Below are 26842 nucleotides of genomic sequence, written 5' to 3'. Positions count from 1 at the left end.
AGCGCAGCGCGGCGTAATGTCACTTGCCGGTACGCCGGATTGCCAGGGTGAGTGCAATGCATAATGACCATTGGGACTGAAATTGCATTTAAAACAGTTATGATGATTGGATGACCCTAAAACTTCCCGGGTAAAATGGGAAGTCAGGCTCTGGTATTGGCTTTGTTAAGAAATCTGCATAACACGGGAGAAAGTCAAGGGGGGGATCTGACATTGATCAAGGTTCATGTTGCAGATATTCATGCATCGCAAAGCCAACCCATAGCCTCACACGAAACGCTAACTGAATGCCTGCTTCAGGATGGAGGCGATCCTCTTCCCGTTAAAAAGAAAAAGATGGCCATAATAATGCCGACCACAAATGCAATCCAGGCTATTTGGGTTGCCGTACCCGCAATACCTGAAAAACCCAGAACACCTGCAATAATCGCAATGATGAGGAATGTAACTGCCCAGCTAATCATGTGTTTTCTCCTTATGCTTTAATATTTAGTCTGTAAGAAATCTCAGGGTTGTTTACAGAGAGGTTGATTGAAATAAGCGTGAAGTATTTCATAAGGGGTAGCATTATTCAAACTCTTATGAGGTTTGACGGTATTGTAGAAGTTAATGAAACGGGAAAGCAGAATGCGCCGATCGGCGCAGTCTTTAAAGGAAATCTGGCTGTGCCACATATCCATCAGGGTGCGGATGACTCGTTCGGCTTTGCCATTGGTTTGCGGACGATTGATGCGGGTAAACTTCTGTCCGATACCGTGTTGTGTGCAAGCTTTGCCGAAAGCATGGCCGTCAGTTCCTTTAAATTCCTTGCCGTTATCGGAATAAGCGCAGTCGATCTGATACGGACATTGGGCAATGACAGTGTCTATGAGAAAGCGAGCTGCGCTGTGTTGAGTTTTATCGGGAAAAATATCGGCATACAGCTCCCTGGAAAAATCATCGATGGCCACAAACAGGTACTCGCGAGGTTCATTGGCGGATTGCCCTTTCAACAAGGAAAGCCGCTTGGTATCAAAGTGAACAAGCTCACCTGGGTAAGACTTGTTATAGCGTTTGGCTTCACGCTTGAGCCGTTCCTGGATGGCTTGTTCGACCTTAGCCAGGCGCTTAAGACCGTATTGCAACGTCTTGAACCGCTGATTGGTGCTGTCACGCGGCGTAAATTCCTGCAGTCTCGCGCGTTTCAGTACATCATAAATCGTTGGCCGGCTGACATGAAAGCGTTCCGCCAAATGCGCCACCTTCCACAGCCGGGTTTGATAAAGCCGCCAGATTTCCTGACGATCTAATAAAGTTAATCGGGTGCGTTTGTGTATGTTCATCTACAGTATTCTCCCAAATACTGTAAACAACGCTAGTAATTCTTACATTTAGTCCAATAAACTTCCGAATCAATTATCCGGAGGTTTATCTTCGTGAAGTTGTGCCCAAAACCGGCTCGGTTATTGGGAATCACCTCAAAATTAGTAATTTCCTTTTTTTTCTGTTCCCGCAGGGATTTTTTTGTCCACTTCGGCAGGTTTGCTGGTTTTACTGTCAGTTTTTTTATCGGAAGCACTTTTTCCGCTTTTGTCTTCATCGCTTTTCTTTTTAGAATCCGCGTTGGATTGTGATTGCTTGCCTGAATCCTGCTTGTCATCAATTTTATTCTGTGTCTGAGTGTATTCGGCAAGGGCGGCGGTACTGGTTAACAAAAAAGCGGCGCTGATAACCAAAGTGATTATTGAGGTTTTTTTAACTTGAATCATGATAAGACTCCTTGTGATTAAATTGGATGCTAAGCTCTGGCATTTCCCAAGATTGGACTTAGCATCACAATAATCCTCCTTATGCGCGTGCTGTTCTGTACGTGACCGCACATTGGGCGTAATTGAGTGAATATCGACGGTCGGTTGGGATAAATCGTATGAAGATATGTAATCTTCAATAGGAAAATAGGCTCATGCTGTAGCGCATGAAGAACTGCACAGCGCTTATGCAGTAATAAATAAATGGAGCGTACTGGCGATTTTAATGCGATTGCTCAGATGGGCTGCTTCACCATCAACCGAGACAGCATGATGAATACAATCAACTACATGGGCAATGAATCGTATCGATGGATCGCAGTGTGATGACCAGCCTGACTGTCTGCTGAGCGTTCCTCAATTTTCTAAGAAACAGAATGTCTGTTTGCTGCGCGAATTTCAAGGTGACGCGCCAAGGAAATACCAGCTAACGGTGCTCCCTGCCGTTTGGTTGCTGGCAATAGGCGCTCGAATTCCTTTTTAACCACTTGGTAACATTCGCAGACCCGCTCCTCCAGTCCTTGCCGGTCTAGCACGGTGATATGGCCTCGACTGTATTGAATCAATCCTGCCTGTTGCAATTTTCCAGCAGCTTCTGTGACGCCCTCGCGGCGCACGCCCAGCATATTGGCGATCAATTCCTGAGTCATGACCAGCTCATTGGTAGACAGACGATCCAGGCTGAGCAACAACCAGCGGCAAAGCTGTTGATCGACCGAATGATGGCGGTTGCAAACGGCCGTTTGTGCCATTTGAGTGATGATCGCCTGCGTATATTTCAGCATGATATGAAGCATCGCACCATGCCGGTCAAATTCCTGCATAAAATGATTGGGCCGTATCCGGTAGGAATACCCTGCACTTTGCACCACCGCACGATTAGGCATGGTTTTTCCGCCCATGAAGTGAGCGATGCCGATGGCCCCTTCAAAGCCGACCACAGCAATCTCTGCTGATGAGCCATTCTCCATCACATACAGCAGCGATATGATGCAGTCAATTGGGAAATAGACATAATGCAGTTTCTCGCCGGATTCATAAAGCACATTGCCCAATGGCATTTCAACTAATTCCAGATAAGGAGAAATACGCTCGTATTCCTCTGGTGTTAGTGAATTGAGGAGATGGTTATATTGGGGACTGCAATGGTTTCGAAGCATGATTCATCCTCCCATCAGGATCTGCACATATATTTAAGGTATCAATATGTTAGTGCTGATTGTGTATTGAAGAGTAATGCCGGCTGCTCAATTAAACTTGGTGTAATGAACTTCTATGATGAGCTTAGTTGGGTACTACCGGCATTAAAACATCAATATTTCCGGTTAACAATCACTAATGGGGTAAGAAAATTCCGATTTTTATGTAACCGATTATGATCATCCAAGTATCAGACCTAACTGATAAGCAAGGATCGGATAGCATATTTCTTGTATGAACAGGCAAATTCTCGTATTGAGCTAAGTGATCCTATCAGTAAGAATTGCTCAATCGTCTAGAGCTTGGCATTCCCTATTTCGCTGGCTATATCCGCTGGACGAATTACAACGTCTGCCGCTGGGTGAAGTCTTTCAGGCGGAATCCGAGCAGCCAGAGTGCGGCAAAATAGCTGCTTGCACCGGCTGCGACTACCCAGCTTAACCGCCCGGCACGTGTCAGTGTCGAGTCGGTCAGCCACGAGGCATCGCTTCCTGCTGCAAACCATAACACAACGCCCATTGCCGCCAATGCCAGCAAAATTTTTACACAGAAGATGAGCCAGCCGGGTTGCGGTTGGAAGATTTCCTGCTTGCGCAATTGGTAAAACAGCAATCCGGCATTGAGGCATGCGCCCAAGCCGATGGCCAGCGCCAGTCCGGCATGCTGGAGTGTGCCGATGAAGGCGAGGTTCATCAGTTGCGTTGCAGTTAACGTGATGATGGCGATTTTTACCGGCGTTTTGATGTTCTGGCGCGCGTAGAATGCCGGTGCGAGCACTTTCACCAGGATTAATCCGAGCAATCCTACGCTGTAGGCGATCAACGCCTCGCGTGTCATCCAGACATCATGATCCGTGAATGCGCCATGATGAAAAAGCGTGGTGATCAAGGGGGTGGCCAGCAATGCAAACGCCAGCGCTGCCGGTAAGGTCAGCAAGATGGTCATGCGTAATCCCCAATCCAGCAAGCGGGAGTATTCTTCGCGGCTGTTGCTGGTGTAATGCCGTGCCAGCGATGGCAGCAGGATGGTGCCCAGCGCGACGCCGAGCAGGCCTGCGGGAAACTCCATGAGCCTGTCGGCATAATAAAGCCACGATACGCTGCCGGTTACCAGCAATGAAGCAAAAATGGTGTTGATCAGCAGACTGATTTGACTCACCGATACACCGAAAATAGCGGGCCCCATCAATTTGAGCACGCGCCAGGCGCCGGTGTCCGGATTTTTAAAACGGATCCGCGGCATTAATTTGAGCCGTAAGAGGAAAGGAATCTGGAAAGCCAGTTGCAATATGCCACCGATAAAAACCGCCCAAGCCAGTGCCAGAATGGGCGGATCAATCAAGGGGGTAAGCCATAGCGCGCAAGCAATAAAGGACAGATTCAATAATGCGGGGGTCAGCGCGGGAATGTTAAATTTCCCGAATGTGTTGAGTATGCTTCCCGCCAAAGCGACCAACGCTATAAATAATATGTAGGGAAATGTGATTTGCAGCAGCGTCACGGTCAAATTGAATTTGTCCTGATCGGTGGAGAATCCCGGTGCGCTGACGTAGATTATCAGCGGCGCAGCGATAATACCGATAACAGTGACCACGAACAGCGTGATGCCCAGGATCATCGTGATGTGATCGATGAAATCGTGCGTTTCTTTAGCTGTGCGATTGTTCTTGTACTCGGCGAGAATGGGAACGAATGCTTGCGAAAAGGCCCCCTCTCCGAAAATCCGCCGCAGCAGGTTTGGAATGCGGAATGCGACAAAGAAAGCATCCGTTTCCATGCCCGCGCCAAAAATCCGTGCGATGATGATATCGCGCACAAAACCGAGAATGCGCGAGATGAAAGTCATGCTGCTGACCGCAGCGAGTGCTTTAAGAAGATTCAATGGTTTGCGATGTTTGAGCTATCAAGGCGGCGGTGAGAAGCCGGGCAAACCGGATTTTTCAATCCAGTCGCCCGGTTGGGAAATTTAGGCAATCGTTCTGCTGATTCAATCCTGTTGCTGTAAATGGGCAGGATGACAGTTTGATGGCCGCTTAGAACATGCAGCTTACTTTTTTGATCAAGCCTTCTTCTTCCCAATTCCATTGCAGGCAGTATTCCACTCCCCGTTTTGGGTTTTTGATATCCGCTTCAATGGTTTGTCCGATGATGACGGGTGGTAGCAGCGCTTCTTCTTTGCCGTCATGGATGCTGAAAAAACGGGCGGTCGAGATGGCGCGCCCTCCCGGTAATTCAACGACCATGCGTAATCGCTGCGTGTCATCGTCAACGACATGGGAGAGTATGCCTTCGTTCTGCGTGAACGCACCTTCGCATTGATACGTGAGGGTTAAGTCGGAACCGTTAATGACTTTCAATTCTGGCGGGAATTTTATACAGACTTGGTAGCTTCCGTTTTCATGCTTTTGCTCGGCTGGACTGTTGCCGTTAACCCGGAAATTACTGATGCTGCCGGCCGAGCGGATATTTTTAAACCAGTATTCTGAATTATCGGTATGACAAGCGGTGGTCATTTGTGTCTGTGTCAAGGTCGCTTTTTTTCCGCAAGTATCGTGCACGGTCAATACTTTTCTTAAATCCGCGATGGAAAATGCGAATTTGTTTTGCCGGATTTGCTCGTAAATTAGCAACGCGGCGCAGACTGCAACGATCAGTGCAATCACGATGAATTTCGTCAGCAGTGCAACCAATACACCAAAGACAAAGATCGCGGCATTGATGTAAAAAACAAGCTGGTTGGGTTTGTCAAACATTCGGAGCTCCTTAGTTAACTGGCATATTTTTATAATATTTTTCGAAGCGCTGAGTTTATCAGAGAGGCGCAGGCAACAAAAGTAAGATAGGTCAGGTTGAGCGTACAGAAACGGGCGACTTCGCGCCGGTTTGGCGTTATCATTGGCGTTTGCAGTTACGATCAATTTTTATGGAGAAAATAATCAATGTCGAAAAAATCGATGAAACCCGTTTCACTGGCAATAGGTACTGCATTAGTCACCAGTCTGGCGGCCAGCAATCTCTCGGCTGACACCGTTGCCAACCCATTTGCGATGAATGAGTTATCCGGCGGCTACATGCAACTGGCCGATGCCAGCGGCGCGAATAAACCGGCGCAAGACGGCGGCAAGGAAACCAAGCAGAATATGGAAGGTAAGTGTGGCGAGGGCAAGTGTGGCGCTAAAAAAGAAGAAATGAAACAGAACATGGAAGGTAAATGCGGCGGTAAGAAAGCCGAGCAAGAGGGTAAATGCGGTGAAGGTAAATGCGGTTCTAAGAAGTAATCCGCAACACCCATGAGCAGCCAGCATTATCCTGTTCATGGCGCCGGTTTGGGTCTGCGGCGCGCGATGCTCAGTTCGCTGGCAGATCAAACCGCCCAGCCGGTCGATTTCTGGGAGGTGGCTCCGGAAAATTGGATCAATGTCGGAGGGCGTTACGGCAAAACGTTTCGCGAGCTAACTGAAAAGTTTCCATTCATTTGTCATGGACTGTCGCTCTCAATCGGCGGACCGGCGCCACTGGACGAAGCTTTTCTGCAACGACTGAAACGTTTTCTGCGCGAGCACCGCATCCGCTCTTACAGTGAGCATCTGAGTTATTGCAGTGACGACGGACATTTATACGATCTGTTGCCAATTCCGTTTACCGGAGAAGCCGTACGCTATGTGACGGATCGCATCCGGCGGGTACAGGATATTCTGGAACAACGCATCGCCATCGAGAACGTTTCGTACTATGCCGCGCCGGGAAAAGCGATGGAAGAGATTGATTTTCTCACTGCGGTATTGCAGGAAGCGGATTGCGATTTGCTGCTGGACGTGAATAATATTTATGTGAACAGCATCAATCATCGCTATGATGCCGAGACATTCCTGCAACAACTGCCCGCAGCACGCATTCGCTATGTACACGTTGCTGGACACTACCGGGAAGCCGAGGATCTGATCGTGGATACGCATGGCGCGGATGTGATCGATCCGGTCTGGCAATTACTCGAAAAAACATATCAGCATTTTGGCGTTATTCCGACCTTGCTGGAGCGTGATTTCAATCTTCCACCACTGGCGGAGCTGCTGCAAGAAGTGGAAATCATTCACGCGCTGCAATCCAAATGGCAGGATCAAACTGGTGAGCACGCACAACACGGCTGATCGTCCCGGTTTTGTGCGGCAACAGTATGCTTTTGCGGCGCATATCCGCGATCCGCAGAGGAATCCTTGCCCGGAGGGGATCGAAGACCGGCGCATGAAAATCTACCGCGAATTGTTTTATAACAACGTGGAGGATTTTATCGCCAACACGTTTCCGGTGTTGCGCCGGGTGTTGCCGGATGACCGCTGGCACGCCATGATCCGCGACTATTTCGCCCATCACGTATCGCATACGCCGCTATTTCCGGAAATGCCGCGCGAGTTTTTGCAGTATCTGGAACATGAACGCGAGCCGAAACCGGATGATCCGCCTTTTATGCTGGAGCTGGCGCATTATGAGTGGGTTGAATTAGCGCTTTCGCTGCTGGATGAAAAAATCGACGCGACGGAAATTGATGTGCACGGCGATCTGCTCGATGGTGTTCCGGTGATTTCGCCGTTAGCCTGGACATTGAGCTACTGCTTTCCCGTGCACAAAATCGGTCCGGCTTTTCAACCCAGGGCGGCCGATGGCAAGCCAACCCATCTGATTGTCTATCGCGACACTGAGTTTGACGTGCGCTTTATCGAAATCAATCCGGTAACTGCGCGGCTGCTGCAATTGCTTTCCGGCGATGATCCTGTGCCGGGACGGACGGCGCTGCAACAAGTTGCCGCAGAGCTGAATCATCCTCAACCCGATGCCGTGATTCAGGGAGGCATCGAAATATTGCAAAACTTAAGAAAATGCCATGTGATTCTTGGAACCTATCCCTAACTTGCTGATTGCGCTTCAACACTACAGGTTTAAAGTGATTTGCCGTTAGACTCCCCATTGATAACGAATCGAAAGCGCATGCTATGCGGGGAATCACATGGTAGGGATATCGAATAAAAAGCAGACGAATACAACCAATATCCCGGTTGTATTCAATATGGCAAACTTTCTGGTTTCTTCCGTGCACGACATGAAAAACTCAGTCAGCATGCTCATTTGCGGTCTGGATAAGGTGCTGACATCGGTTGAAGCGGCCGAACTTTCCACGCATGCCGAACTGGTGCAGATGAATCATGAAGCGAAACGCATCAATAACCGCCTGATTCAATTGCTGACACTCTATAAGCTGGGTCAGAAAATATATCCCTTTGATCCGCAATCCGTTTGCCTGGACGACTTTCTGCGTACGACCGTTGCGCAATATGCGCAGTTGCTCAAATTTCGCCAAATCCACCTGGAAGTCCGGGTAGATCCCGGGCTGTACTGGTATTTTGACGAAGATCTCATCAGCGGTGTCATCGGTAATGCTCTAAATAATGCCATGCGCCATACGCATGATCATATCTTGATCAGTGCCGAAGCGCATGAGGGTGGATTAGTGCTGCGGGTTGAAGATGATGGCGATGGCTATCCGCCTGAGTTATTGCAAGGGGACGGTAATGTCATGCAGAGCGTCGATTTCCATGGCGGCAGTACAGGTCTGGGACTTTATTTTTCCGCCATGGTGGCACGAATGCATCGTAATCAAGGCGTTCAAGGCGATCTTTGCCTGGAAAACGGCGGCTCACTGCAAGGCGCCTGCTTCGTACTCCATCTGCCGTAACAGCCATTCATTCTAATTTTTGAATCATGCATATTAATCCGCTAGACATCTCATCGCCTGCCACTGAATTAAATTTTTCCGGGAAAAATGTATTGATCGTCGATGATTACATGGAGATGCGCAGTATTTTGCGCGATATGCTCAGTAGTTGCGGCGCTGAAATGAAGAAGATACATATGGCAACCAATGGCAATGAAGCGATCGCCTGGTTGAAAAAGGTGCCATTTGACATTGTGCTCTGCGATCTTATTCTGGGTTCCGGAAAGAATGGCCAGCAAGTGCTTGAAGAAGCAAAATATCAATCGCTTGTCGGGCCTTCTTGTCTTTGGCTCATGATCACTGCGGAAAAAACCATGGAAGCAGTCACAGGGACTGCGGAATATCAGCCGGATGCCTATTTGTTGAAACCGGTCACGGAAGCGAGCTTGCGTTCACGGTTAGCCAAAATTTGGACAAAAAAAGAGGCATTTGCGGAAATATACAAAGCCATGAAACAGCAGGATTATTCAAAAGCCATGTTTTTGTGCGATCAGCGCTTGGCTTCGGATAAGGCTCATACAGCTGACTTGCTTCGCACCAAGTGTGATTTGTTGCTGGTTAGCGGCGAATATGACCGTGCCAAACAAGTATTGGAAGATATTCTGGCTGTACGAGATCTTCCCTGGGCCAAAGCGGCGCTGGCCAAAATATTACTGAAGAAAAATGATTTGGATGCGGCCAAGCATTTGCTGGAAGAAACCACGGAAGCCAATCCGGCTTATCTTGAAGCGCAAGATCTGCTGGCGCATACGCTGCAAGTGATGGGTGACTTGGAAGAAGCCGGAAATGTTCTTGAACGTACAGTAAAGCTGTCGCCGAATTCTGTTACACGGCAGAAAAACCTCGGTCAGGTTGCGATGAAACTCGGTAAGCTGGAAGATGCCGAGCGCGCATTCCGCAAGAGTGTGTCGCTCGGAGAAAATTCCGTGTTGCGCACAGCGGATGCCTATTTGGGTCTTGCCAAGGCATGCAGCGCCAATAAAAACGCCGAACAAGCATTGAAAGTGCTGGGGCAGCTCAATAAGAATTTTGCGGCAGACGAGGTGCGCACGAAAGCATTGGCGGTCGAAGGGCTGATTCATCATCAAAGTGGAAATACCGAAAAGGCGAAACAGATCGCCGAGGAGCTGGGTCAGTCGATCAGCAATGACAGCATACATCCGGATTCTGACGGAGCTTTGGAAATTGCCCGTCTGCTCTTGACGACCGGCGATAAAGAGAAAGCCATTCAGTTACTGCAAAGTGAAATCAAGAATAATCCTGAAAGCGCTACTCTACTGCGCGATGTGGCAGAAATATTTGATCAGGCCGGCATGGGCGAAGAAGGCAGCCGGTTGATTGAAACTTCGCGCCAAGAAGCCATGCTGATTATGAATCGTGGGGTATTGCTGATCAGTAAAGGGCAGTATGAAGAAGCTGTGAGCGCGATGCGCGACGCCTATAGCGCGATGCCCGCCAACATACGCGTGCTACTCAATCTGGCGTATGTGATCATTACTTATATGCAGAAAAAAGGTCCAACCCCGGAGCTGGTTGAAGAAGCACGCCATAGTCTCCAAGCGGCCAATGAATTGTCGCCTGGAGAACCTCGTTTTGTCCGTTTGTCGGCTGCACTCAACGAGCTCACAACTTTGAGATGATTCGCGCGGATGGTTTCGCGCCAGCCTTAATCCCCACCTGTTATTGAATCTTGACGAAACTGCCGCTTTGTTTCACCCAAACTTCTCCTGTAAATGCGTCGCTGATGGTAGTGGCGTCGGTAGCAAAGCAATCGCTGACAGTTTGGCTGGTATAGGTTCCTTTTGTGTAATATTTTACTGGCGGAGAAACTACGATGCCTGTGATTGGCAGACCCGCCAGGGTTTCGCTGATGGGCGCTGTAATATCGAGACACAGATCGGAATTCACAACCAGATTGGCAGTAGCAGCAGGTGCATTCATCGTGCAGTGTTTAACATTGGCCGCGGCATCGACAATGGCTTGGAACGGATTGGGTAATCCCGGAATGCTGGTAGACAGACCTTCGATTCTGGATTCGGTTACGGTATTGCTGCCGAGCAAGGAAACACCGCTCGCCGCTGTTTGCTGAGGCACTTGGCAGAGATTGGTTTTAGAGATATCCGGGGCGGTGACGCATTGACCGTTGGTTGTCACTGTTACGACATTGCCGCTTTGACTGTACGATACGCCGGAAAGCGCATCAGTCGTATCACAACCCGCGATGCCGCCGTTACCGCCGGAACTGTCGATCTGGGTGATCAGGTTAGCGAGTGTATCGATTACTGCCGGAGTGTTTCCCCAAGGTCCGCCAAGCACATAAACAGCATTGTCACTTTTATTGACACCGGCATAAACGCCAGTCTCCGGATAATAGCGGAATAACCAGGGTTCGATGTTTTGTGTGGCTTGAGGGCTGGGGAAGAATTGCGGGAAGGTCTTTTCAGCCCAGTTGAGCAATTTTTCCGTGTCGCTGGATAGGGTGGCGAAAGCAAGCTGAATGTGAGCGATCAGAATAAATGCGCAAGCCGATAGGATGAGCCGTTTCATAGTTAAATCTCCAATTAATTGGGTGGTATGGATAAGTATCCGTGATGGACTTTCTTCTTGATCATCAATGGAAAGGATAAAAAATATTGTACATTTCGAGTATTCGATCTAAAGAAGGATTTGACCGGGAAAAAGCGGACATTTCTGAGCATTGCAAGTAAGATAGTGCTTACTGGTGCACTTTGGTTGCCAGCTGAAGCAGTTTTGAGCTGATATCCAGTCCCGATTGGCGGACAATTCCTAAATTAATCTCGAATATGATTTTTTCATTGACCAGATTCATATTGATCATTATCCCGTGGGATATGGCATTGGGGCTGTCGGCCAAGGTCAGGATAGGTTGACCGGGTAAATTGATCAATAAGCTCGACAGGCTGCCGCTCACCGATTTGGAGAAGAAAATGACCTGGCAATCGGCCAATTTTTCCGGGGCGGAGGTGCGCATGATCTTGATATGCCGCTTATCTACGGGTTTGCTTTGCAATTTGTCGATTTCACTGCCAAAGTAATCCTCGCCATAGACACACAGATTAATCACTGAACCGGTAGTGTCAGGCCATTGCGTGAATGCAATGAAGTTATAAATGAAAGCGGCTTTAACTTGATATTCCAGGATGTTATCGGCTCTGGCTATGGAATGTGAAATAAACAGACCAAAGGCTAGGCATAAGGCTAAAAGACAACGGCAGATACTTCGTTTCATGAAGTGATCTGGTAATCTGAGCAGCCGGTTAAATATGCGCATATTCACTTATCCCCGCTAGAAGCGCCACTGCGCCCCTGCATAAACCCCACGCGGAATCAACACGGGTGCTGAGGGAATAAAGTCTGGGATTGACTCTTGGTGGTTCTGACTAAACAAGTTTTGACCGGCAACGAATAATTCCGTATTTTTTGTTGGCCGGTATGCCAGCTTTGCATCCATCGTGACAAAGCCGGGAATATGGTAATAAGAAATATTACTGGTATAACGGAGCCAAAGATTGACTGCCAATTTGTCCGATAAATCATAGTTTGAGCGTACGGAAAATTGGTGCTGAGGAGTTACCTTATCTGCGCCGCTAGTGGTTGGATCGAAATTTCTCGTTAATTGATTGAGATTTGCATATTGATGAAGCTGTAGTTGCCTTGCAAACGCCAGTTGTGCCGGGGTTTCCAATCAGCTGAGACTTCGAATCCATAGGTCAATGCAGAGGCTTGATTGTTGGCCATCGTGGACAATAAGAATTGCTTTGGCAATCCGGTGCTAAGTGCTAATGCACCAAAACTGAAATCGCGTAATTGACTATAATCATTAATAAATCCAGCAATATCAACTGATGCTTGCGAAGAGAATTGGTGGCGGTAACCCAGTTCATACGCAATCATTTTCTCAGAATTGAAGTTATGCGCCCCTTGGAATACCGCTAAAATGGGTAAAGGCAAGGTAGGAAATCCGGCAATACTATCCAATTGCATAGATTTGATTTTGATGTCGTTTTCAGCTCGAGATGGAGTTCGCACCGCACGGGAAACGGCCATCCAGATCGAATTCTCCGGATTGGGTGTCCACATAAAGCGTGCATTCGGTTGAATTTCTAGTCCGGTGAAATCATTGTGATCGAGACGTGTGCCGATACTGAAATATAATCGTTCCGGGATAAGCGTAATCTCATCCCGGATAAAACCACTGTACATGTGATTTGTTTGAGTTCTCGGGCTGAACGAGATAATGTCAGTATCTAAGAATTTATTATGATACAGGCGATAATTGCCACCCCAAGTCAAGTCATGCCGATTGAATAAAGGAAAACGGTGCTGAAAGTCTATATCGAAACTTTCGGCATCGAAGTTTGCAATCGGCAACAGTTTGTAGCGGACGCGATCATAATACGTTTGTAACATGATGGAAGATTGGTCAGATAGCGTTCGATCCCAACGAAAGCGAATATTCCCACTCTCAGTTTGTCCACGATGACCATTAGCAGAGAATGAAGGTAAATCAAGCACAGATTTGTTTAAGGTGTCGCCTATAGCATTAGCAAAGATATCGCCTTGCAATGTAAATTGATCTATTCCCTGGCTATGGTCGATACGAAATCCGCCTCTGGCCGAATGCCACTGGTCGTGATTACTGTTCCCGGACAGGGATGATGTATTGTCCCTGCTGAAGCCTTTAGCATAGACGCGGAAAGGAGTTTCCTCATTTATTTTGCCGCCATAACGTGCGCCAACAAAACCATGTTCAAAACTTCCACCGCCTGCGCTAAGCAATGTACCCTGGGTATCAATGGCTTTTTTGGTGATGATATTGATGACACCATTCACCGAGTTGACACCCCAAACCGTGGCAGCGGGGCCACGGATCACTTCGATACGCTCGATATCTTCCATCAACGTATCTTGTTGTTCCCACAAAGTTCCTGAAAATAGTGGCGAGTAGACACTGCGGCCATCCATGAGGACTTGCAGCTTATTGGAGAAGCGGCCATTGAAGCCCCGTATGCTTACTGCCCACTTATCGGTGCCAATACGTTCCACTTGTACCCCAGGTGCCATTCTCAATGCATCGGGAATACTCGTTGCACCGGAGCGGCGGATGTCGTCCTGGGTAATGACAAAAACTGCCGATGCCACTTGGGTAAGCCGTTGCGGATTTCTCGAGACCGTGGTTACCTTGACGTTCATCAATTCTTCAATGCTCAGGTTCAGAAACTGATTATTGACCGGTTTGTTCTCTGCCATCGCCGGATTCGCAAGACATCCAAGCAGAAACAAGCTTGCAAGCCGCAGCGTCAGGGTTTTTCCATGCTGCTGCTTTGGCTGCCGATGAATGGGATGCAATTGAGTAAATGGACAAAATATCTTCATAGGGACGTTTTCATTTACAACGGTCTCTTTGCGCTGATGTGGATACTGCAAACCGGTTTCCAGGGTTGAGCTGAACAAGTTTCAGCACACTCCCGAGCGGTGCTGGTTAGATCGGATGTGGCAGCGCAATTGCTTGAGATGACTGCGACGGCTTCACCGGCTAATTTTCGGATGAAATTTTCGCATTTTACGGGTTAGCGCTAAGGCAGGAATTGGCTGATAAAAAAGGACTATTTCTTGCAGAAAGCAGGAGCTTTCGTGAAGGGATAATCACCGTGGCCGTTCGGGGATGACCCCGGCAATCGGGTGGCGGGGGTTATTGATACACTTTGACAGCTAGTTGCAGTAATTTTGAACTGATATCCAATCCGGACTTGCGTGCAATTTCCAGATTAATTTCAAATACAATTTTTTCATTGACCAGATTCATGTTGATGATTACCCCTTGTGCTATGGCATTGGGACTATCGGCCAAAGTCAGGATAGGTTGTGCCGGTAAGTTGCTCAATAAGCTTGATAGCGAGCTGCCGGCCGATTTGGAGAAAAATACCACCTGGCAATCCGCCAATTTCTCCGGATTATCGATGCGCATGATCTTGATATTGCGCTTGTCCACCGGCTTGCTCTGTAGTTTATCGATTTCACTGCCAAAATAATCTTCACCATAGACACAAAGATGGATGGTTGGTCCGGTAGTGTCCGGCCATTGCGTGAATGCGACAAAGTTATAGATAAAAGCCGCCTTGACCTGATATTCGGTGATACCGGCCGCTTGGGCAATCGAGTGCGTACCCGAAAGACCATAACCTAACCCTAGGGCCAGAATGAAGCCGAGGACACATCGTTTCACGATGGCGCCTGAGCATCTGATAAGCTGGTTAAGTGTTGGCATATTCATTTCTGCTTAGAAGCGCCACTGCGCTCCGCCATAGATTCCTCGCGGAATAAAGGCTGGTGATGAGGGCAGGAAATCAGCCACGAACTCCCGGTGATTCTGACTGAACAGGTTTTGCCCGACAACGAACAGCTCAAGGTTTTTGACCGGTTTATACGTCATTCTGGCATCCATCGTGACATAGCCGGGGATGCTGTAGTACGAGATATCGCTGATGTAGCGCAACCAGAAATTGGCTTCCAATTTATCCGATAAATCGTGGTTGGAACGGAGCGACAATTGATGTTGCGGATTGACTTTATCAGCGCCGCTGGTAATGGGATCAAACCTTTTTGTCAATGAACTCGCGGAGATATCCATGTGCAAGAAACTGTAATTGCCTTGCATGCGCCATTTGTCCGTCGGCTTCCAATCAGCGGAAATCTCAAATCCGTAAGTTAATGCGGATGCTTTATTATTGCCCATGACCGGCAATAACAGTTGAATGGGCATCCCTGTGCTGAGCGACAATGCGCCGAAGCTGGCATCGCGCAGCTGACTGTAATCGTTAACAAATCCGGCAATATCGACGGACGCGCGCGGAGAGAATTGATGACGATAGCCTAATTCATAAGCGATGAGTTTTTCCGAATTAAAACCGTGTGAGCCCTGAATTACCGCCAATAGCGGGAAAGGTAAGATCGATAATCCCGGAAAATCACGGATTTGCGCCGCATTGATACGAATATCGTTTTCAGCCCGGGAAGGGGTGCGAACTGCGCGTGAAACCGCCATCCAGACCGAGTTCTCAGCATTGGGCGTCCACATCAGGCGTGCATTGGGCTGTACTTCCAATCCGCTAAAATCATTGTGATCCAAACGAGTGCCGATTAAGAGCCGCAAGTAATCGGGTATGAGCGCGATTTCGTCGCGGATAAAACCGCTGAAGAGCTGATTGGTCCGAGTGCGCGGACTAAAATTAATGATGTCGGTATCGAAGAACGTATTATGGTAAAGCCGGTAATTCGCGCCCCAGGTTAAGTCATGCCGGTCGAGCAAGGAAAAACGATGCTGGAAATCAAGATCGAAGCTTTCAGCATCATAATCTACAACCGGTAATATTTTTTGGCGGATACGGTCATAGTACGTTTGAAACATGATGGAAGAACGATCAGAGATTGTCCGGTCCCAACGGAAACGGATATTTCCCCCTTCCTCATAGCCACGGTAGCCGTTCACCGGAATGGTCGGTAAATCGAGTACCGTTCTATTAATCCTATCGCCATTGGAATTGAAGAAAACATCGCCTTGCAGAGTGAATTGATCAATCCCGCGGCTATGGTCTACCCGGAATCCTCCCCTGGACGAATGCCATTGGTCGCGATTATTTTCTCCGGATAACGATGCGGTGTTGTCCCGGGTGAAGCCTTTGGCATAGACGCGGAAAGGCGTGTCTTCATTAATTTTCCCGCCATAACGCGCACCGGCGAAGGCGTGTTCAAAACTTCCACCACCCGCGCTGAGCAGTGTCCCCTGAGTATCGGCGGCTTTTTTGGTGATGATGTTAATCACACCATTCACTGCATTCGCTCCCCATACCGCAGCAGCAGGTCCACGGATCACTTCGATACGTTCAATATCTTCCATCAACGTATCCTGGTGTTCCCACAACGTACCTGAGAATAAGGGTGAGTACACGCTGCGTCCATCCATCAGGACTTGCAATTTATTGGCAAAGCGGCCGTTGAAACCGCGCACACTGACCGCCCATTTATTGGTGTCAATACGTTCCACTTGCACCCCTGGCGCCATGCGTAACGCGTCCGGAATACTCGTCGCGCCGGAACGGCGGATATCGTCCTGGGTGATCACAAACACAGCCGATGCGACTTCAGTCAGTTTTTGCGGGCGTCGTGATACCGTGGTCACTTTGACGTTCATCAGTTCTTCGATGCTTAAATTCAGAAACTGATCTTCGGCAAGCTTGCCGTTTGCCGGTGCAAGTGTTACAAAACATCCCAGGAGGCAGAGAATGGTCAGTTGCACCAGCCATTTACGCATTAGAGCCTGCTTCCGGATCGCCGGTTCGGCTTGCATTCCAATGCGCTGATGGGTTGTTTGTCCGGTATTCATCGCTAAAACCGCCATTCCGCTCCGGCATAAACGCCACGCGGTATATAAACCGGAATTGAAGGGAGAAAATCGGCAGAGAATTCTCTGTGATTCTGGCTGAACAGGTTTTGCCCGACCACAAATAATTCGACATTTTTGAGCGGCCGATGCACCAGTTTGGCGTCCATGGTGACGTAGCCGGGAATGCGGTAGAAATCCACGCTACTGACATAACGCAACCAAAGATTGAGCTGCAATTTTTCCGATAAATCGTAATTCGAGCGGACGGATACCTGATGTTGCGGACTGACTTTGTCGGCACTGCCGGTCGTCGGGTCGATTCGCCGTAGTGGCGAATCGGAGTGAATATGCATATTCAGGTAACTGTAGCTGCTTTGCAGACGCCATTTGTCAGTCGGCTTCCATTCAATCGAAGTTTCCACACCATGTGTATGTCCCGAAGCTTTGTTGGTCAGTCCGACCGGCAGTATCAAATGGGGCGGGAAGCTTGCGTGAAACAGTGGCAATCCGACGGATAGATCGCGTAACTGGCTATAATCGTTATAAAAAGCCGAAACATCGATGGAGGCCTGGGGTGAAAACTGATGCCGGTAGCCTATTTCGTAAGCGATCAGTTTTTCCGCATTGAAGTTTGACGCGCCATTGAGTTGCGCCAAAACCGGGAACGGAAGCAACGCCGATAAGCCGGGAATTCCACCGAGTGTCCGGGTGTTGAGCTGGATATCATTTTCCGCACGGGAAGGTGTCCGTACTGCGCGGGAAACAGCCATCCAGATCGAATTTTGGATATCCGGTGTCCACATTAAACGTGCATTGGGCTGGATTTCCATACCGGTAAAATCATTGTGATCAAAGCGCGAGCCCAGATTGAGCCGCAAGCGTTCGGGCAGCAGCGTGATCTCATCGCGGATGTAAGCGCTGGCGAGATGATTGGTTTGCTCACGCGGACTGAAGGAAATCAGCTCGGTGTCGGATACTTTGTTGTGATAAAGACGGTAGTTCGCTCCCCACGTCACATCGTGCCTGTCAAAAAGCGGGAAACGATGTTGCAAATCAATGTCAAAACTTTCGGCGCTGAAAATGGAGCTGGTTAATAAGCGGTAATCGACACGATCGTAATACGTTTGCAGCATGATGGCTGACTTTTCCGAGAACTTCCGGTCCCAGCGCAGGCGGATGTTGCCGCCTTCGTTATGCCCTCTGGCCGTTTCTGCCTGGATGAGCGGCGCGCTCAATTGCGATTTGTCCAGCCGGTCGCCAAAGGCGTTGTAAAAAATGTCACCTTGCACGGTAAACAGATCGATGCCGCGCGCATGATCCAGCCGGAAGCCTCCTCTGGCTTGATGCCAGGCATCGTTGGCATTCTCCCCGGTGACTGTTTTCATGTGGTCGCGGGTGAATCCCTTGACATAAAAACGGTAGTGCGTGTCATCGTTGATTTTTCCGCCGTAGCGCGCGCCCGCAAAGCCGCGCTCAAAACTGCCGCCGCCGCCGGAGAATAATGCCCCTTGCGTATCCGCTGCTTTCTTGGTGATGATATTGATCACCCCGTTGACCGCATTGGCGCCCCACACGGCTGCATTGGGGCCGCGTATGACTTCGATACGCTCGATATCTTCCATCAGCGTATCCTGTTGCTCCCATTGCACCCCGGCGAACAGCGGATTGTAGACGCTGCGGCCATCCATCATGACTTGCAGCTTGTCGGCAAAACGTCCGTTGAAGCCGCGTATGCTAACGGCCCATTTGTCCGTGCCGATGCGGGCTACCTCGACTCCAGGCGCCATGCGCAAGGCTTCCGGGATGCTGGTTGCGCCCGAGCGGCGGATGTCGTCTTGAGTGATGACAAAAATAGCGGAAGGGACTTCGGATAGTTTTTGCGAATGCCGCGATGCAGAGGTAACCTCGACTTTCATCAATTCTTCGATGCTCAGATCGAGGAAAGGATTGCTCACCGGCTGCTTTCCGCTGATCGATTTGCTTTCAGCCGATGCGGCATTTACCAGCCAGCAGAGAGCAAGGGCGATGAAGAGCTTTGGATGGAATGGTTTTGCCGGATTAAGCATCGAAACCAAAAGTCATCAATTTCCGGTGAGTGAGATCGTACGGCATTTGTTTTTGTTAAAAACGATACTTGTCAGAATTTGCCATGATACTGCGTCAGAGAATTCTTCAAAGCCTTAATTACAGCAAATTCAGGCTTGTTTTTCAAAAAATGATTTTACGGACTAAGTTTTGATGGGTGGTTTTTCGATGACGGACGGTGCTGGCAGAAGTCTGTTTTTTAATGTCAGGAACACCCGGTTTCTCCCTGCGTTTTTGGCGGCATAAAGCGCTTTATCGGCTGCGTTGACCAAATGGTCTTCACTTTTCATGCCGGGTTCTTTTAATGCAACTCCGATGCTGATGGTGATTTGGATATGGACTTCACCGATATTGATTTGTTGCTGACTGATTTGCTGGCGTAACCTTTCGGCGAACAGAATGACCGACTTAGCGTCCGAATTGCCAAGCTGGCACACGACCAAGAACTCCTCACCGCCCATGCGGCAGAAAGTATCGCCTTTTCGGGCGGTTTTGCGGATGATCGCGGATATTTCTTTCAATACTTTATCGCCCACCGCATGGCCGTAGTTGTCGTTGATTGCTTTGAAATGATCGATGTCGAGGAGCATCACAGCCATCAATTGCCCAGACCGGTTGGCGACACTCCAGGTTTCCGCCAGTGCTTCCATGCCGGAGCGCCGGTTCGGTAGCTCCGTGAGCATGTCGGTTAAGGCAAAGTACTCCAATTTGCGGTTGGTAACCGCCAGTTCAGCGGCAAATCGCTTGAGTTGTTCGCGGTCCCGTTCCCAGGATTCCTGCAGTTGGCGGTAGTGCCAGGCTGCCCGCAGTCTGGCCCGGAAGGCACGGATGTTAATCGGCTTGGTGATGTAATCATCCACGCCGGCGTCGAATGCCTTAATGACTTCTTCTTCATCTTCGATGCTGGTCAGCATGATGACGTATAAATTTTGCCCCCACTCGGTTGCGCGCAGAGATCGAGTCAATTCAAGCCCGTTCATAACCGGCATCATCCAGTCGGTGATAACGATATGCGGTAAAACTTCCATTGCCAGCGCCAACGCTTGCTGACCGTCACCGGTGGTGAACACGGTGTGGCCTAGTACATTGGCGAGCAATTCTTTAGTGAGGATAAGACTGGTGGGATCATCTTCGACCAATAAAATACGCAACGCAGCGGCATTCGTGGCATTTTCCGGACGTGGCGCCGAGGCGTTCATCATCTTGTGGAATGGCAGAGGAAAATCCATGACCGGGATCTTCAGTATCGCGCCCCATGCGTGCCATTCTTGTATGATTTGGTCGATAAAAGCGCCGAATTTTTCGGTATCCAGGCCAATTTTTCCGCCCAGCAATATCAGTGGGGATATATGCTGATTCCGTGTGGATTCTTCGGTGAGTGCGAAATCCGCGATTTGTTTGGCCAAATACAGCAGATGCACAATCTGGTAAGGGCGGGAGCCTTCGGAGAAACCCGATTCATCGGGGGTTTCATGATAGTAAATGGATTCGACAAAAATGGTGGGAAAGCCGAAATTGATCAACATGGCTGCGGTCAATTCGTTATGATCGGTTTGCAGATGCTGTTGTTCCAGTTGACTCAGTGTGATGCCGGGTGATTGTTGCAGCAATATTTCAGAATACTTGTCCGGATAAATTGAAGCCAATGCCAAGCAACCGATACGCATCATCAAACCGCAGGCAAATAATTCATCAGGGGCTGTTACCCGGGTTACTTTGCCCAATTCTTGCATGGCAATCGCCATCAACAACGAATGTGACCAGAATTCCTGATAGTCGAATCCTTGACTGGAGCCTTTCTGATATTGGTCGATCAATGAGAAACCCATGGCCAATTGCTTGACCGCGGTCAAACCGACGCGCGACACCGCGTCCGAGATCGATGAGACGGCGCGCGCGGTTTGCTTGGTGGCATTGGCGCGCTGAATCAAGCGGCCCGAGAGCGCCGGATCGGTCTGGATCAGTTTGGTGATTTCACTGATGGTGACATCCTCTTGCCGGCAGGCTTCCAGCAGGGCAAGCGCGACGCCTTTTGGGCTGGGCAATGAAGTGCTGATATTTAATTGATTGATGTCAGCTACTTTCATGATTGACTCCATTCGGTCTGAGCGGCTCAATGCACCACTGCTTATCGTTCAGCGCGAGCATTTCCTGCATCGTGACCGGCTCGCTGAAGTAGTAGCCTTGCAAAGTTTCACAGCCGAAATATTTCAAGACCTGCGCCTGATTCAGCGATTCGATACCTTCGGCGGTAACGGAAAAGCCAAGATTCTTCGATAACGAAATAATCGCCCGGACAATTGCGATATTTTCTTTTTTATCCAGTAAGCCGCGTACAAAGCTCTGATCCACCTTGATATTATTAATGGGCAAGCGCTTTAAATAATTTATCGACGAATAACCAGTGCCGAAATCATCCAAGGCGATTTGGATATGATGTTCACGCAACGCAAGCAGTGTCGCCAAGATATTCTCGCTATGCTCCATCAAGGCGCCCTCGGTAATTTCCAATACCAGCTTGTCGGGCGGAAAACCGGTTTCCGCCAGGATGCCGAGAACATTTTTAACAAAATCGGGATTCTTAATTTGCAGTGGCGAGAGATTGACAGCGATCTGTAACGAGCGTCCGCGCTGATGCCATTGTGCCGCTTCGGTACAGGCGGTTCGCAGCACCCAATCACCGATCGGAATGATCAAGCCGTTTTCTTCCGCCAGCGGAATGAAGTCGAGCGGCGAAATAAGTCCTTGTTTGGGATGTTGCCAGCGGATCAGCGCTTCCACCGATTGGAAGTTTTCCTCCGCTACATCCAGTTGCGGCTGGTAGACAAGATAAAATTCATTCTGTTGTAATGCATTGCGTAAATCATTTTCCAGATGCATGCGCTTCTCGGCTTGGAAGGTCAAGTCGACGTTGTAGAACTGACAGTTATCCCTGCCTTCATTCTTGGCGTGATACATGGCTGTATCCGCATGCTTGAGCAAAGTTTCCGCGTCTGCGCCATCGTCCGGATATAAAGCAATTCCGATGCTTGCGGTTAACACGACATCGCGGCTTTCAAGCTGAAAAGGGCGGCGCATGGCTTCGCGGATGCGGTGCGCCAGAATCAAGGCATCTTCGGTGCGCGGGAGATTAGGAATGACAACGGTAAATTCGTCACCGCCGAGGCGGGCGAGTTTCACTTCCGGCTGCTCGGTATTGTTGCGGGAAACAAAGTCGGAAGGGCGCGTGCTGCTCTGTAGCCGTTCGGCTGCCCACTGCAGAATGGTATCACCGGTATTGTGCCCCATGGTGTCGTTGATACTTTTGAATCCATCCAAATCGAGAAACAGTACCGCTAATTTATTGCCCGTAAATTTGGCGCGTTTGATTTCCCCTTCCAGGCGTTCCATGAACGATTGCCGATTGGGCAATCCGGTCAGATTATCGAAATAAGCGAGGTGAAATATTTTATTTTCGGAGTCTTTGCGTTCCGTAATATCGCGCACCAAGCACAGTGTTTCCTTGGGATCGATAACCACGATGCGGTTTTCATAGTATTTGGTTTTGCCATCGGCCAGTTTGAGCGGGTACTCGAAAAGTTCCACCGTGCCGTGGCTGCGTGCACGGTCGGCCGCGCCTAGATAAAGGTTGACAATTTGTTCCGGCAGGCTTTGGCTCAATGTGCTTTTCACACCGGAAGTCAACCAGGGTGTGTTATCCGGATGGCTACAGATATCGATGATCTTGCCTTTATCGTTCAAGATGAACATGGTATCGGGAATGGCGCTGAAAATGGCTGTGCTGCGCGCATTGGCGACTTTGAGCGCGAGCATGTTCAGATAGCCGCGCCGCAAATATAAAATGCGATAGGCGATCAGATTCCAGTTGATGGGCTTAGCGATAAAATCGGTCGCGCCGGCTTCAAAGGAACGGTTGATCGATTGCATATCATCCATTCCGGTGACCATCATGATGGGTAATTCGTCGCCTACTTTCTCCCGTAAATACGAACAAACCGCATAACCGTCCATACCCGGCATTTCAACATCCAGCATGACCATATCCGCAGGCCCTGCTTCAAACAAGCGAACCGCTTCCACGCCGTCGCATGCCACGGTGACATTGAAGCCTGCTTTTTCTAAAGCGGCCTGCATGAGTAATCTGACCGTTGCATCATCATCGGCCAGTAGGATTCTGAAAGATTCTGTTGTCACGATGGATTGAGTATTTTTTTAATCTCGGTAATTACGCTTTGGTATTGTTGCTGCATGTGTTGTTGTAGCGTTTGCGCATGAGCGAGTTCTCCCGATCGGCCATCTGCTTCCAATTGTTTGAAGATGGCAGATAAGTCTTCGGCGCCAATATTGCCCGAACTGGATTTTAACGCATGGGCCGTTTGGCGCAGACTATCGGCATCACAATTCAAAATGGCCTGCTCAAGCTGACGGATATTACTTTCAGCGGATTCGAGAAAGGCTTGCAGAATTTTGTTCAATAAGCTATCTCCGCCCGATGAATCAAGTTCCCGGATTTGATTCAGCCGCGTTGGATTGAGTGCAGGCATAATGTTAGCATCATGTTTCATATCAATAGCTTCTAATTTTACAGCATTCAATGAGCTACTTTTTTCTTTAGATAACCAATCGGTAATTTTTTGCTGTAATTGATCGATTGAGTAGGGCTTGGAAAGAAAGTCGTTCATTCCGGCGTTTAAGCAATGCGTGCGATCATCTTCAGTTGCATTTGCCGTCAGTGCAATGATGGGGATGTTGTTGAATTGCTTGCGGATTTCCGAGGTTGCTGCAAAGCCATCCATCACCGGCATTTGACAATCCATGAGGATAATATCGTACGGATTGCTGTAAACCAGTTCTACCGCTTGTTTTCCATCGTTCGCAATGGTTGTCTCCATGCCAAGTCTGTTCAGCATCGCTTTAGCCACTTCCTGATTGACCGGATTGTCTTCGGCGACCAGAATCCTGCCTTTTATTCCAGACGTAAGCTGAGCTGGCGGAGCTTGCTCAATAACGTCTTCCGTAGCCGATTTAGCGAGATCGCGGCCCATTACGTCACGGATAATTTCAAATAACTCCTTCTGGCGGATTGGCTTATTGACGCACCGCAGAATCCCGATGCTTTGTCTTTCCAGCTGGCTTGCATCACTATGGGTTGAAGTGAGCATCATCATGCGTGTTTTGCGCATGCCGGGGTGCGCATAAATTTTATCGGCCAATTGCAAGCCGTTCATATTGGGCATATGCATGTCCAATATGGCTAAATGAAAGGGGTCGTTGTTTTCCAGCGCCTTATTCATAAACATGAGCGCTTGCTCGGCCCCATTGGCGCATACAACGTTAATTTGCCAGTTCTGCAACTGTATTTTAAGAATCTCCCGGTTGGTCTGATTGTCATCGACAACCAATGCCCTGATGCCAATTAAATCGGCCATATTGGAGGAATGGTTGTATTCCAGCTGCGATTTTTCCAGCGGCACATGTAGCCAGAATTTGGAACCTTGACCCGGCAAGCTTTCGACATGGATGCTTCCACCCATCAGTTCCAATAATCGTTTACAAATCGTTAATCCGAGTCCCGTTCCGCCATATTGGCGCGTTGTAGAACCATCGGCTTGGGAGAAATGCTGGAAGATCTTGTCATGATACTCCGCAGGAATACCGATCCCGGTATCTTCCACGCATATACTGATATTTGATCGTGTCCCCGATTCATTGGTAAGCGTGGTGCGGACGACTACTTCGCCTTCTGAGGTGAATTTGATGGCATTGTTAAGCAGATTCGCGATGATCTGACGTAAGCGGAACGAGTCTCCGCGCACCATGAAGGCGATATTGGGCGGGGTAAACTGTGCCGCCAGCTCCAGGCCTTTTTTATCAGCGGGTTGCGCGAACATAGCCAGTGTGTCTTCAATCATCTTGACCAAATCAAAATCAATGATTTCCAATTCCATGTGATCCGACTCGATTTTGGAGAAATCAAGAATATCGTTAATGATGCCCAATAGATGCTGTCCCGAGCTCTGGACGGTATCTGCAAAACGGCGCTGATCCTTGTCCAGTTGTGTATCCAGTAACAGCTCGGTCATACCCAGAATGCCGTTCATCGGCGTGCGGATCTCGTGGCTCATCGTGGCCAGAAATTCACTTTTGGCTTTACTCGCGGCTTCAGCGGATTCTTTCGCCAGCACCAGTTCGGCGGTTCTTTTCGTGACTTCGTCTTCGAGGTGATCGAGATGGTTTGCCAGCTTTGCATCGCGTTCTTGGATCATCTCGAGCATGTTATTGAATCCCTTCGATAGCGTATTCAATTCGGTAATCGCGCCCGGTTCTAGCCGTTTGGTGTAATCCGCCTTGGTGGTGACATGCACCATTACGGAAGAAAGCTCGTTGAGCGGGTCGAGCACGGAGCGGTTAAATCGCTGCAACATCAGGTTGGCGACGAATAAAGCAATGAAAGCTGCGGCGAGGGTAATGACAACATACCAAAGAATTTGCCAGTAAAGCGGGGATAAAGTTATTTCCAGATAAAGGCCGCCCAAAAGCTGATCGTTGAAGTAAATGGGCTGCGTAATGGTTAATAAGTGTGTATCCGATGCATAGCTTTCATTTAAAGAGGGTAACGTTTCCGGGAGTGATTTATTTTCAATCGAGTACTGCGCGAATGGCTTCTTTTCTTCATTATAGATCGCTGCAGCCTGGACTTCCGGGGTATTGTTGAGCGAATGTAACAGCGTTTTGGCAGTGGTCGTGTCCTGGAACATCAAGGTTGCTACCGCGTTTTCGGCCAGTAATTTTGCCGTCGATTGACTGGTTTGCAGTAACGAGAAGAAACTGATGAAGAAGCTGCTCAAGATAACCAGTGTTGCAACCAACAGCATTGCTGTGCCCTGGGTGGCAAAGCTGATTTGTTGCAATTTGGCGCGTAATGTTACAGCGGTTGACGATGGATTCTTCATTATTGATACACCTCACTGGCGAAACGTAGTAATTGAGAGCTGAGTTTTAAGCCACTTCTTTTTGCGCTGGCAATATTGGCTTCAAAGGTTACTTTACCTTCTTTGATAGACATGTTGATTACAACACCTTGCAGGCTGGCATTAGGGCTATCACTGATGGTTAATATCGGCTTCCCGTTCAATTGATTGAGGATGGCATTAAGGTCGTGCATGGCGGATCTGGAGATAAAAACTATCCGGCACATGGAAAGATCCTCAATGTTCTGTGTATGTCGAATCAATATTTCCTGCTCATTGGTTTTTTTGCCCCGTAAATGCTGTAAATGCTCACCAAATGGATCTTCACCATAGATACAAAAATTTAAATTGAGATTTTGCTGATCCGGCCACTCAGTATAAGCAATAAAATTGTATAGGAAAGCTACTTTTAAGCGATATTCCGGCGGTTGTTCTGCATGTGTCCATGAGGAATAGGTCATTAATAAGCAGCATAGCGCAACAATTGGTAAATGTAGCAAGCAGGATTGATTCCTGTTGTGGCGATGATTGGCAACCTGTTTAGCCGGCATACCGAACAGCATAGCCCGAACTTTGGCTATGCATTCGATTAACTGACGGAATTTTGCGAGCAGGAAGGTCATATCGGC

Annotated in this window: 21 protein-coding genes; 5 read left to right on the top strand and 16 right to left on the bottom strand. The window is 48.8% G+C overall.

The window, feature by feature from the left end; genetic code table 11:
* Positions 1-296 precede the first annotated feature (296 nt).
* The 6 genes from R2083_RS13435 to R2083_RS13410 form a co-directional block, all read right to left on the bottom strand.
* A complete protein-coding gene (locus R2083_RS13435; protein ID WP_132424123.1) occupies positions 297-464 on the bottom strand; it encodes a DUF1328 domain-containing protein in 168 nt (55 codons plus the stop codon).
* Positions 465-506: 42 nt separating this feature from the next.
* Complete coding sequence (locus R2083_RS13430; protein ID WP_317537428.1) at positions 507-1322, bottom strand: integrase core domain-containing protein; 816 nt, start codon at positions 1320-1322, stop codon at positions 507-509.
* Positions 1323-1463: 141 nt separating this feature from the next.
* Positions 1464-1748, bottom strand: a complete 285-nt coding sequence (locus R2083_RS13425) for a hypothetical protein (protein WP_317531744.1) — start codon at positions 1746-1748, stop codon at positions 1464-1466.
* Positions 1749-2152: 404 nt separating this feature from the next.
* The gene (locus tag R2083_RS13420) at positions 2153-2947 is read right to left on the bottom strand and encodes a Crp/Fnr family transcriptional regulator (protein WP_317531743.1); all 795 of its coding nucleotides are present in this window, start codon (positions 2945-2947) and stop codon (positions 2153-2155) included.
* Between the two features lie 382 nt (positions 2948-3329).
* On the bottom strand, positions 3330-4868 hold the full coding sequence (gene murJ, locus R2083_RS13415) for a murein biosynthesis integral membrane protein MurJ (RefSeq protein WP_317538731.1): 1539 nt from the start codon (positions 4866-4868) through the stop codon (positions 3330-3332).
* A gap of 151 nt (positions 4869-5019) precedes the next feature.
* Positions 5020-5739 carry a hypothetical protein gene (locus R2083_RS13410; protein ID WP_317531741.1) on the bottom strand — a complete coding sequence of 240 codons (720 nt, stop codon included), beginning with the start codon at positions 5737-5739 and terminating at the stop codon, positions 5020-5022.
* Between the two features lie 186 nt (positions 5740-5925).
* Here R2083_RS13410 and R2083_RS13405 point away from each other — a divergent pair, with 186 nt between their 5' ends.
* The 5 genes from R2083_RS13405 to R2083_RS13385 all read left to right on the top strand — a co-directional run bounded on the left by R2083_RS13405 (position 5926) and on the right by R2083_RS13385 (position 10393).
* Positions 5926-6264 carry a hypothetical protein gene (locus R2083_RS13405; protein WP_132424138.1) on the top strand — a complete coding sequence of 113 codons (339 nt, stop codon included), beginning with the start codon at positions 5926-5928 and terminating at the stop codon, positions 6262-6264.
* 12 nt (positions 6265-6276) lie between these two features.
* The gene (locus R2083_RS13400) at positions 6277-7134 is read left to right on the top strand and encodes a DUF692 domain-containing protein (protein ID WP_317538730.1); all 858 of its coding nucleotides are present in this window, start codon (positions 6277-6279) and stop codon (positions 7132-7134) included.
* Positions 7112-7891, top strand: coding sequence for a DUF2063 domain-containing protein (locus R2083_RS13395; protein WP_317538729.1), 780 nt, complete (start codon positions 7112-7114; stop codon positions 7889-7891). The genes R2083_RS13400 and R2083_RS13395 overlap by 23 nt, the downstream gene beginning before the upstream one ends.
* A 157-nt stretch (positions 7892-8048) precedes the next feature.
* The gene (locus tag R2083_RS13390; RefSeq protein ID WP_317538728.1) at positions 8049-8714 is read left to right on the top strand and encodes a HAMP domain-containing sensor histidine kinase; all 666 of its coding nucleotides are present in this window, start codon (positions 8049-8051) and stop codon (positions 8712-8714) included.
* 26 nt (positions 8715-8740) lie between these two features.
* On the top strand, positions 8741-10393 hold the full coding sequence (locus R2083_RS13385; protein WP_317538727.1) for a tetratricopeptide repeat protein: 1653 nt from the start codon (positions 8741-8743) through the stop codon (positions 10391-10393).
* A gap of 40 nt (positions 10394-10433) precedes the next feature.
* Here the strand turns inward: R2083_RS13385 and R2083_RS13380 are convergent, their stop codons facing one another.
* The 10 genes from R2083_RS13380 to R2083_RS13330 form a co-directional block, all read right to left on the bottom strand.
* Positions 10434-11300 carry a hypothetical protein gene (locus tag R2083_RS13380; protein WP_317538726.1) on the bottom strand — a complete coding sequence of 289 codons (867 nt, stop codon included), beginning with the start codon at positions 11298-11300 and terminating at the stop codon, positions 10434-10436.
* A 169-nt stretch (positions 11301-11469) separates the two neighbouring features.
* Positions 11470-12003 (bottom strand): YfiR family protein, encoded by a 534-nt coding sequence (locus tag R2083_RS13375; protein WP_317538725.1) that lies wholly within the window; start codon positions 12001-12003, stop codon positions 11470-11472.
* 383 nt (positions 12004-12386) lie between these two features.
* Positions 12387-14150, bottom strand: a complete 1764-nt coding sequence (locus R2083_RS13365) for a TonB-dependent receptor plug domain-containing protein (RefSeq protein ID WP_317538723.1) — start codon at positions 14148-14150, stop codon at positions 12387-12389.
* 316 nt (positions 14151-14466) lie between these two features.
* Positions 14467-15000, bottom strand: coding sequence for a YfiR family protein (locus R2083_RS13360; RefSeq protein WP_317538722.1), 534 nt, complete (start codon positions 14998-15000; stop codon positions 14467-14469).
* 54 nt (positions 15001-15054) lie between these two features.
* Entirely contained in the window at positions 15055-17172 is a 2118-nt protein-coding gene (locus R2083_RS13355) for a TonB-dependent receptor (protein WP_317538721.1), read from the bottom strand.
* Positions 17160-19223, bottom strand: coding sequence for a TonB-dependent receptor (locus R2083_RS13350; RefSeq protein WP_317539007.1), 2064 nt, complete (start codon positions 19221-19223; stop codon positions 17160-17162). The genes R2083_RS13355 and R2083_RS13350 overlap by 13 nt, the downstream gene beginning before the upstream one ends.
* Before the next feature lie 162 nt (positions 19224-19385).
* The gene (locus tag R2083_RS13345) at positions 19386-21329 is read right to left on the bottom strand and encodes a diguanylate cyclase (RefSeq protein ID WP_317538720.1); all 1944 of its coding nucleotides are present in this window, start codon (positions 21327-21329) and stop codon (positions 19386-19388) included.
* The gene (locus R2083_RS13340; RefSeq protein WP_317538719.1) at positions 21316-23436 is read right to left on the bottom strand and encodes an EAL domain-containing protein; all 2121 of its coding nucleotides are present in this window, start codon (positions 23434-23436) and stop codon (positions 21316-21318) included. The genes R2083_RS13345 and R2083_RS13340 overlap by 14 nt, the downstream gene beginning before the upstream one ends.
* Complete coding sequence (locus tag R2083_RS13335; RefSeq protein WP_317538718.1) at positions 23433-26195, bottom strand: response regulator; 2763 nt, start codon at positions 26193-26195, stop codon at positions 23433-23435. The genes R2083_RS13340 and R2083_RS13335 overlap by 4 nt, the downstream gene beginning before the upstream one ends.
* Entirely contained in the window at positions 26195-26836 is a 642-nt protein-coding gene (locus tag R2083_RS13330; protein WP_317538717.1) for a YfiR family protein, read from the bottom strand. The genes R2083_RS13335 and R2083_RS13330 overlap by 1 nt, the downstream gene beginning before the upstream one ends.
* Positions 26837-26842: the final 6 nt, after the last annotated feature.

Source organism: Nitrosomonas sp. Is35, assembly GCF_033063295.1.
Lineage (GTDB): Bacteria > Pseudomonadota > Gammaproteobacteria > Burkholderiales > Nitrosomonadaceae > Nitrosomonas.
The sequence above is the reverse complement of the archived record's forward strand: the minus strand, read 5'-3'. Positions and strand labels throughout refer to the sequence as shown.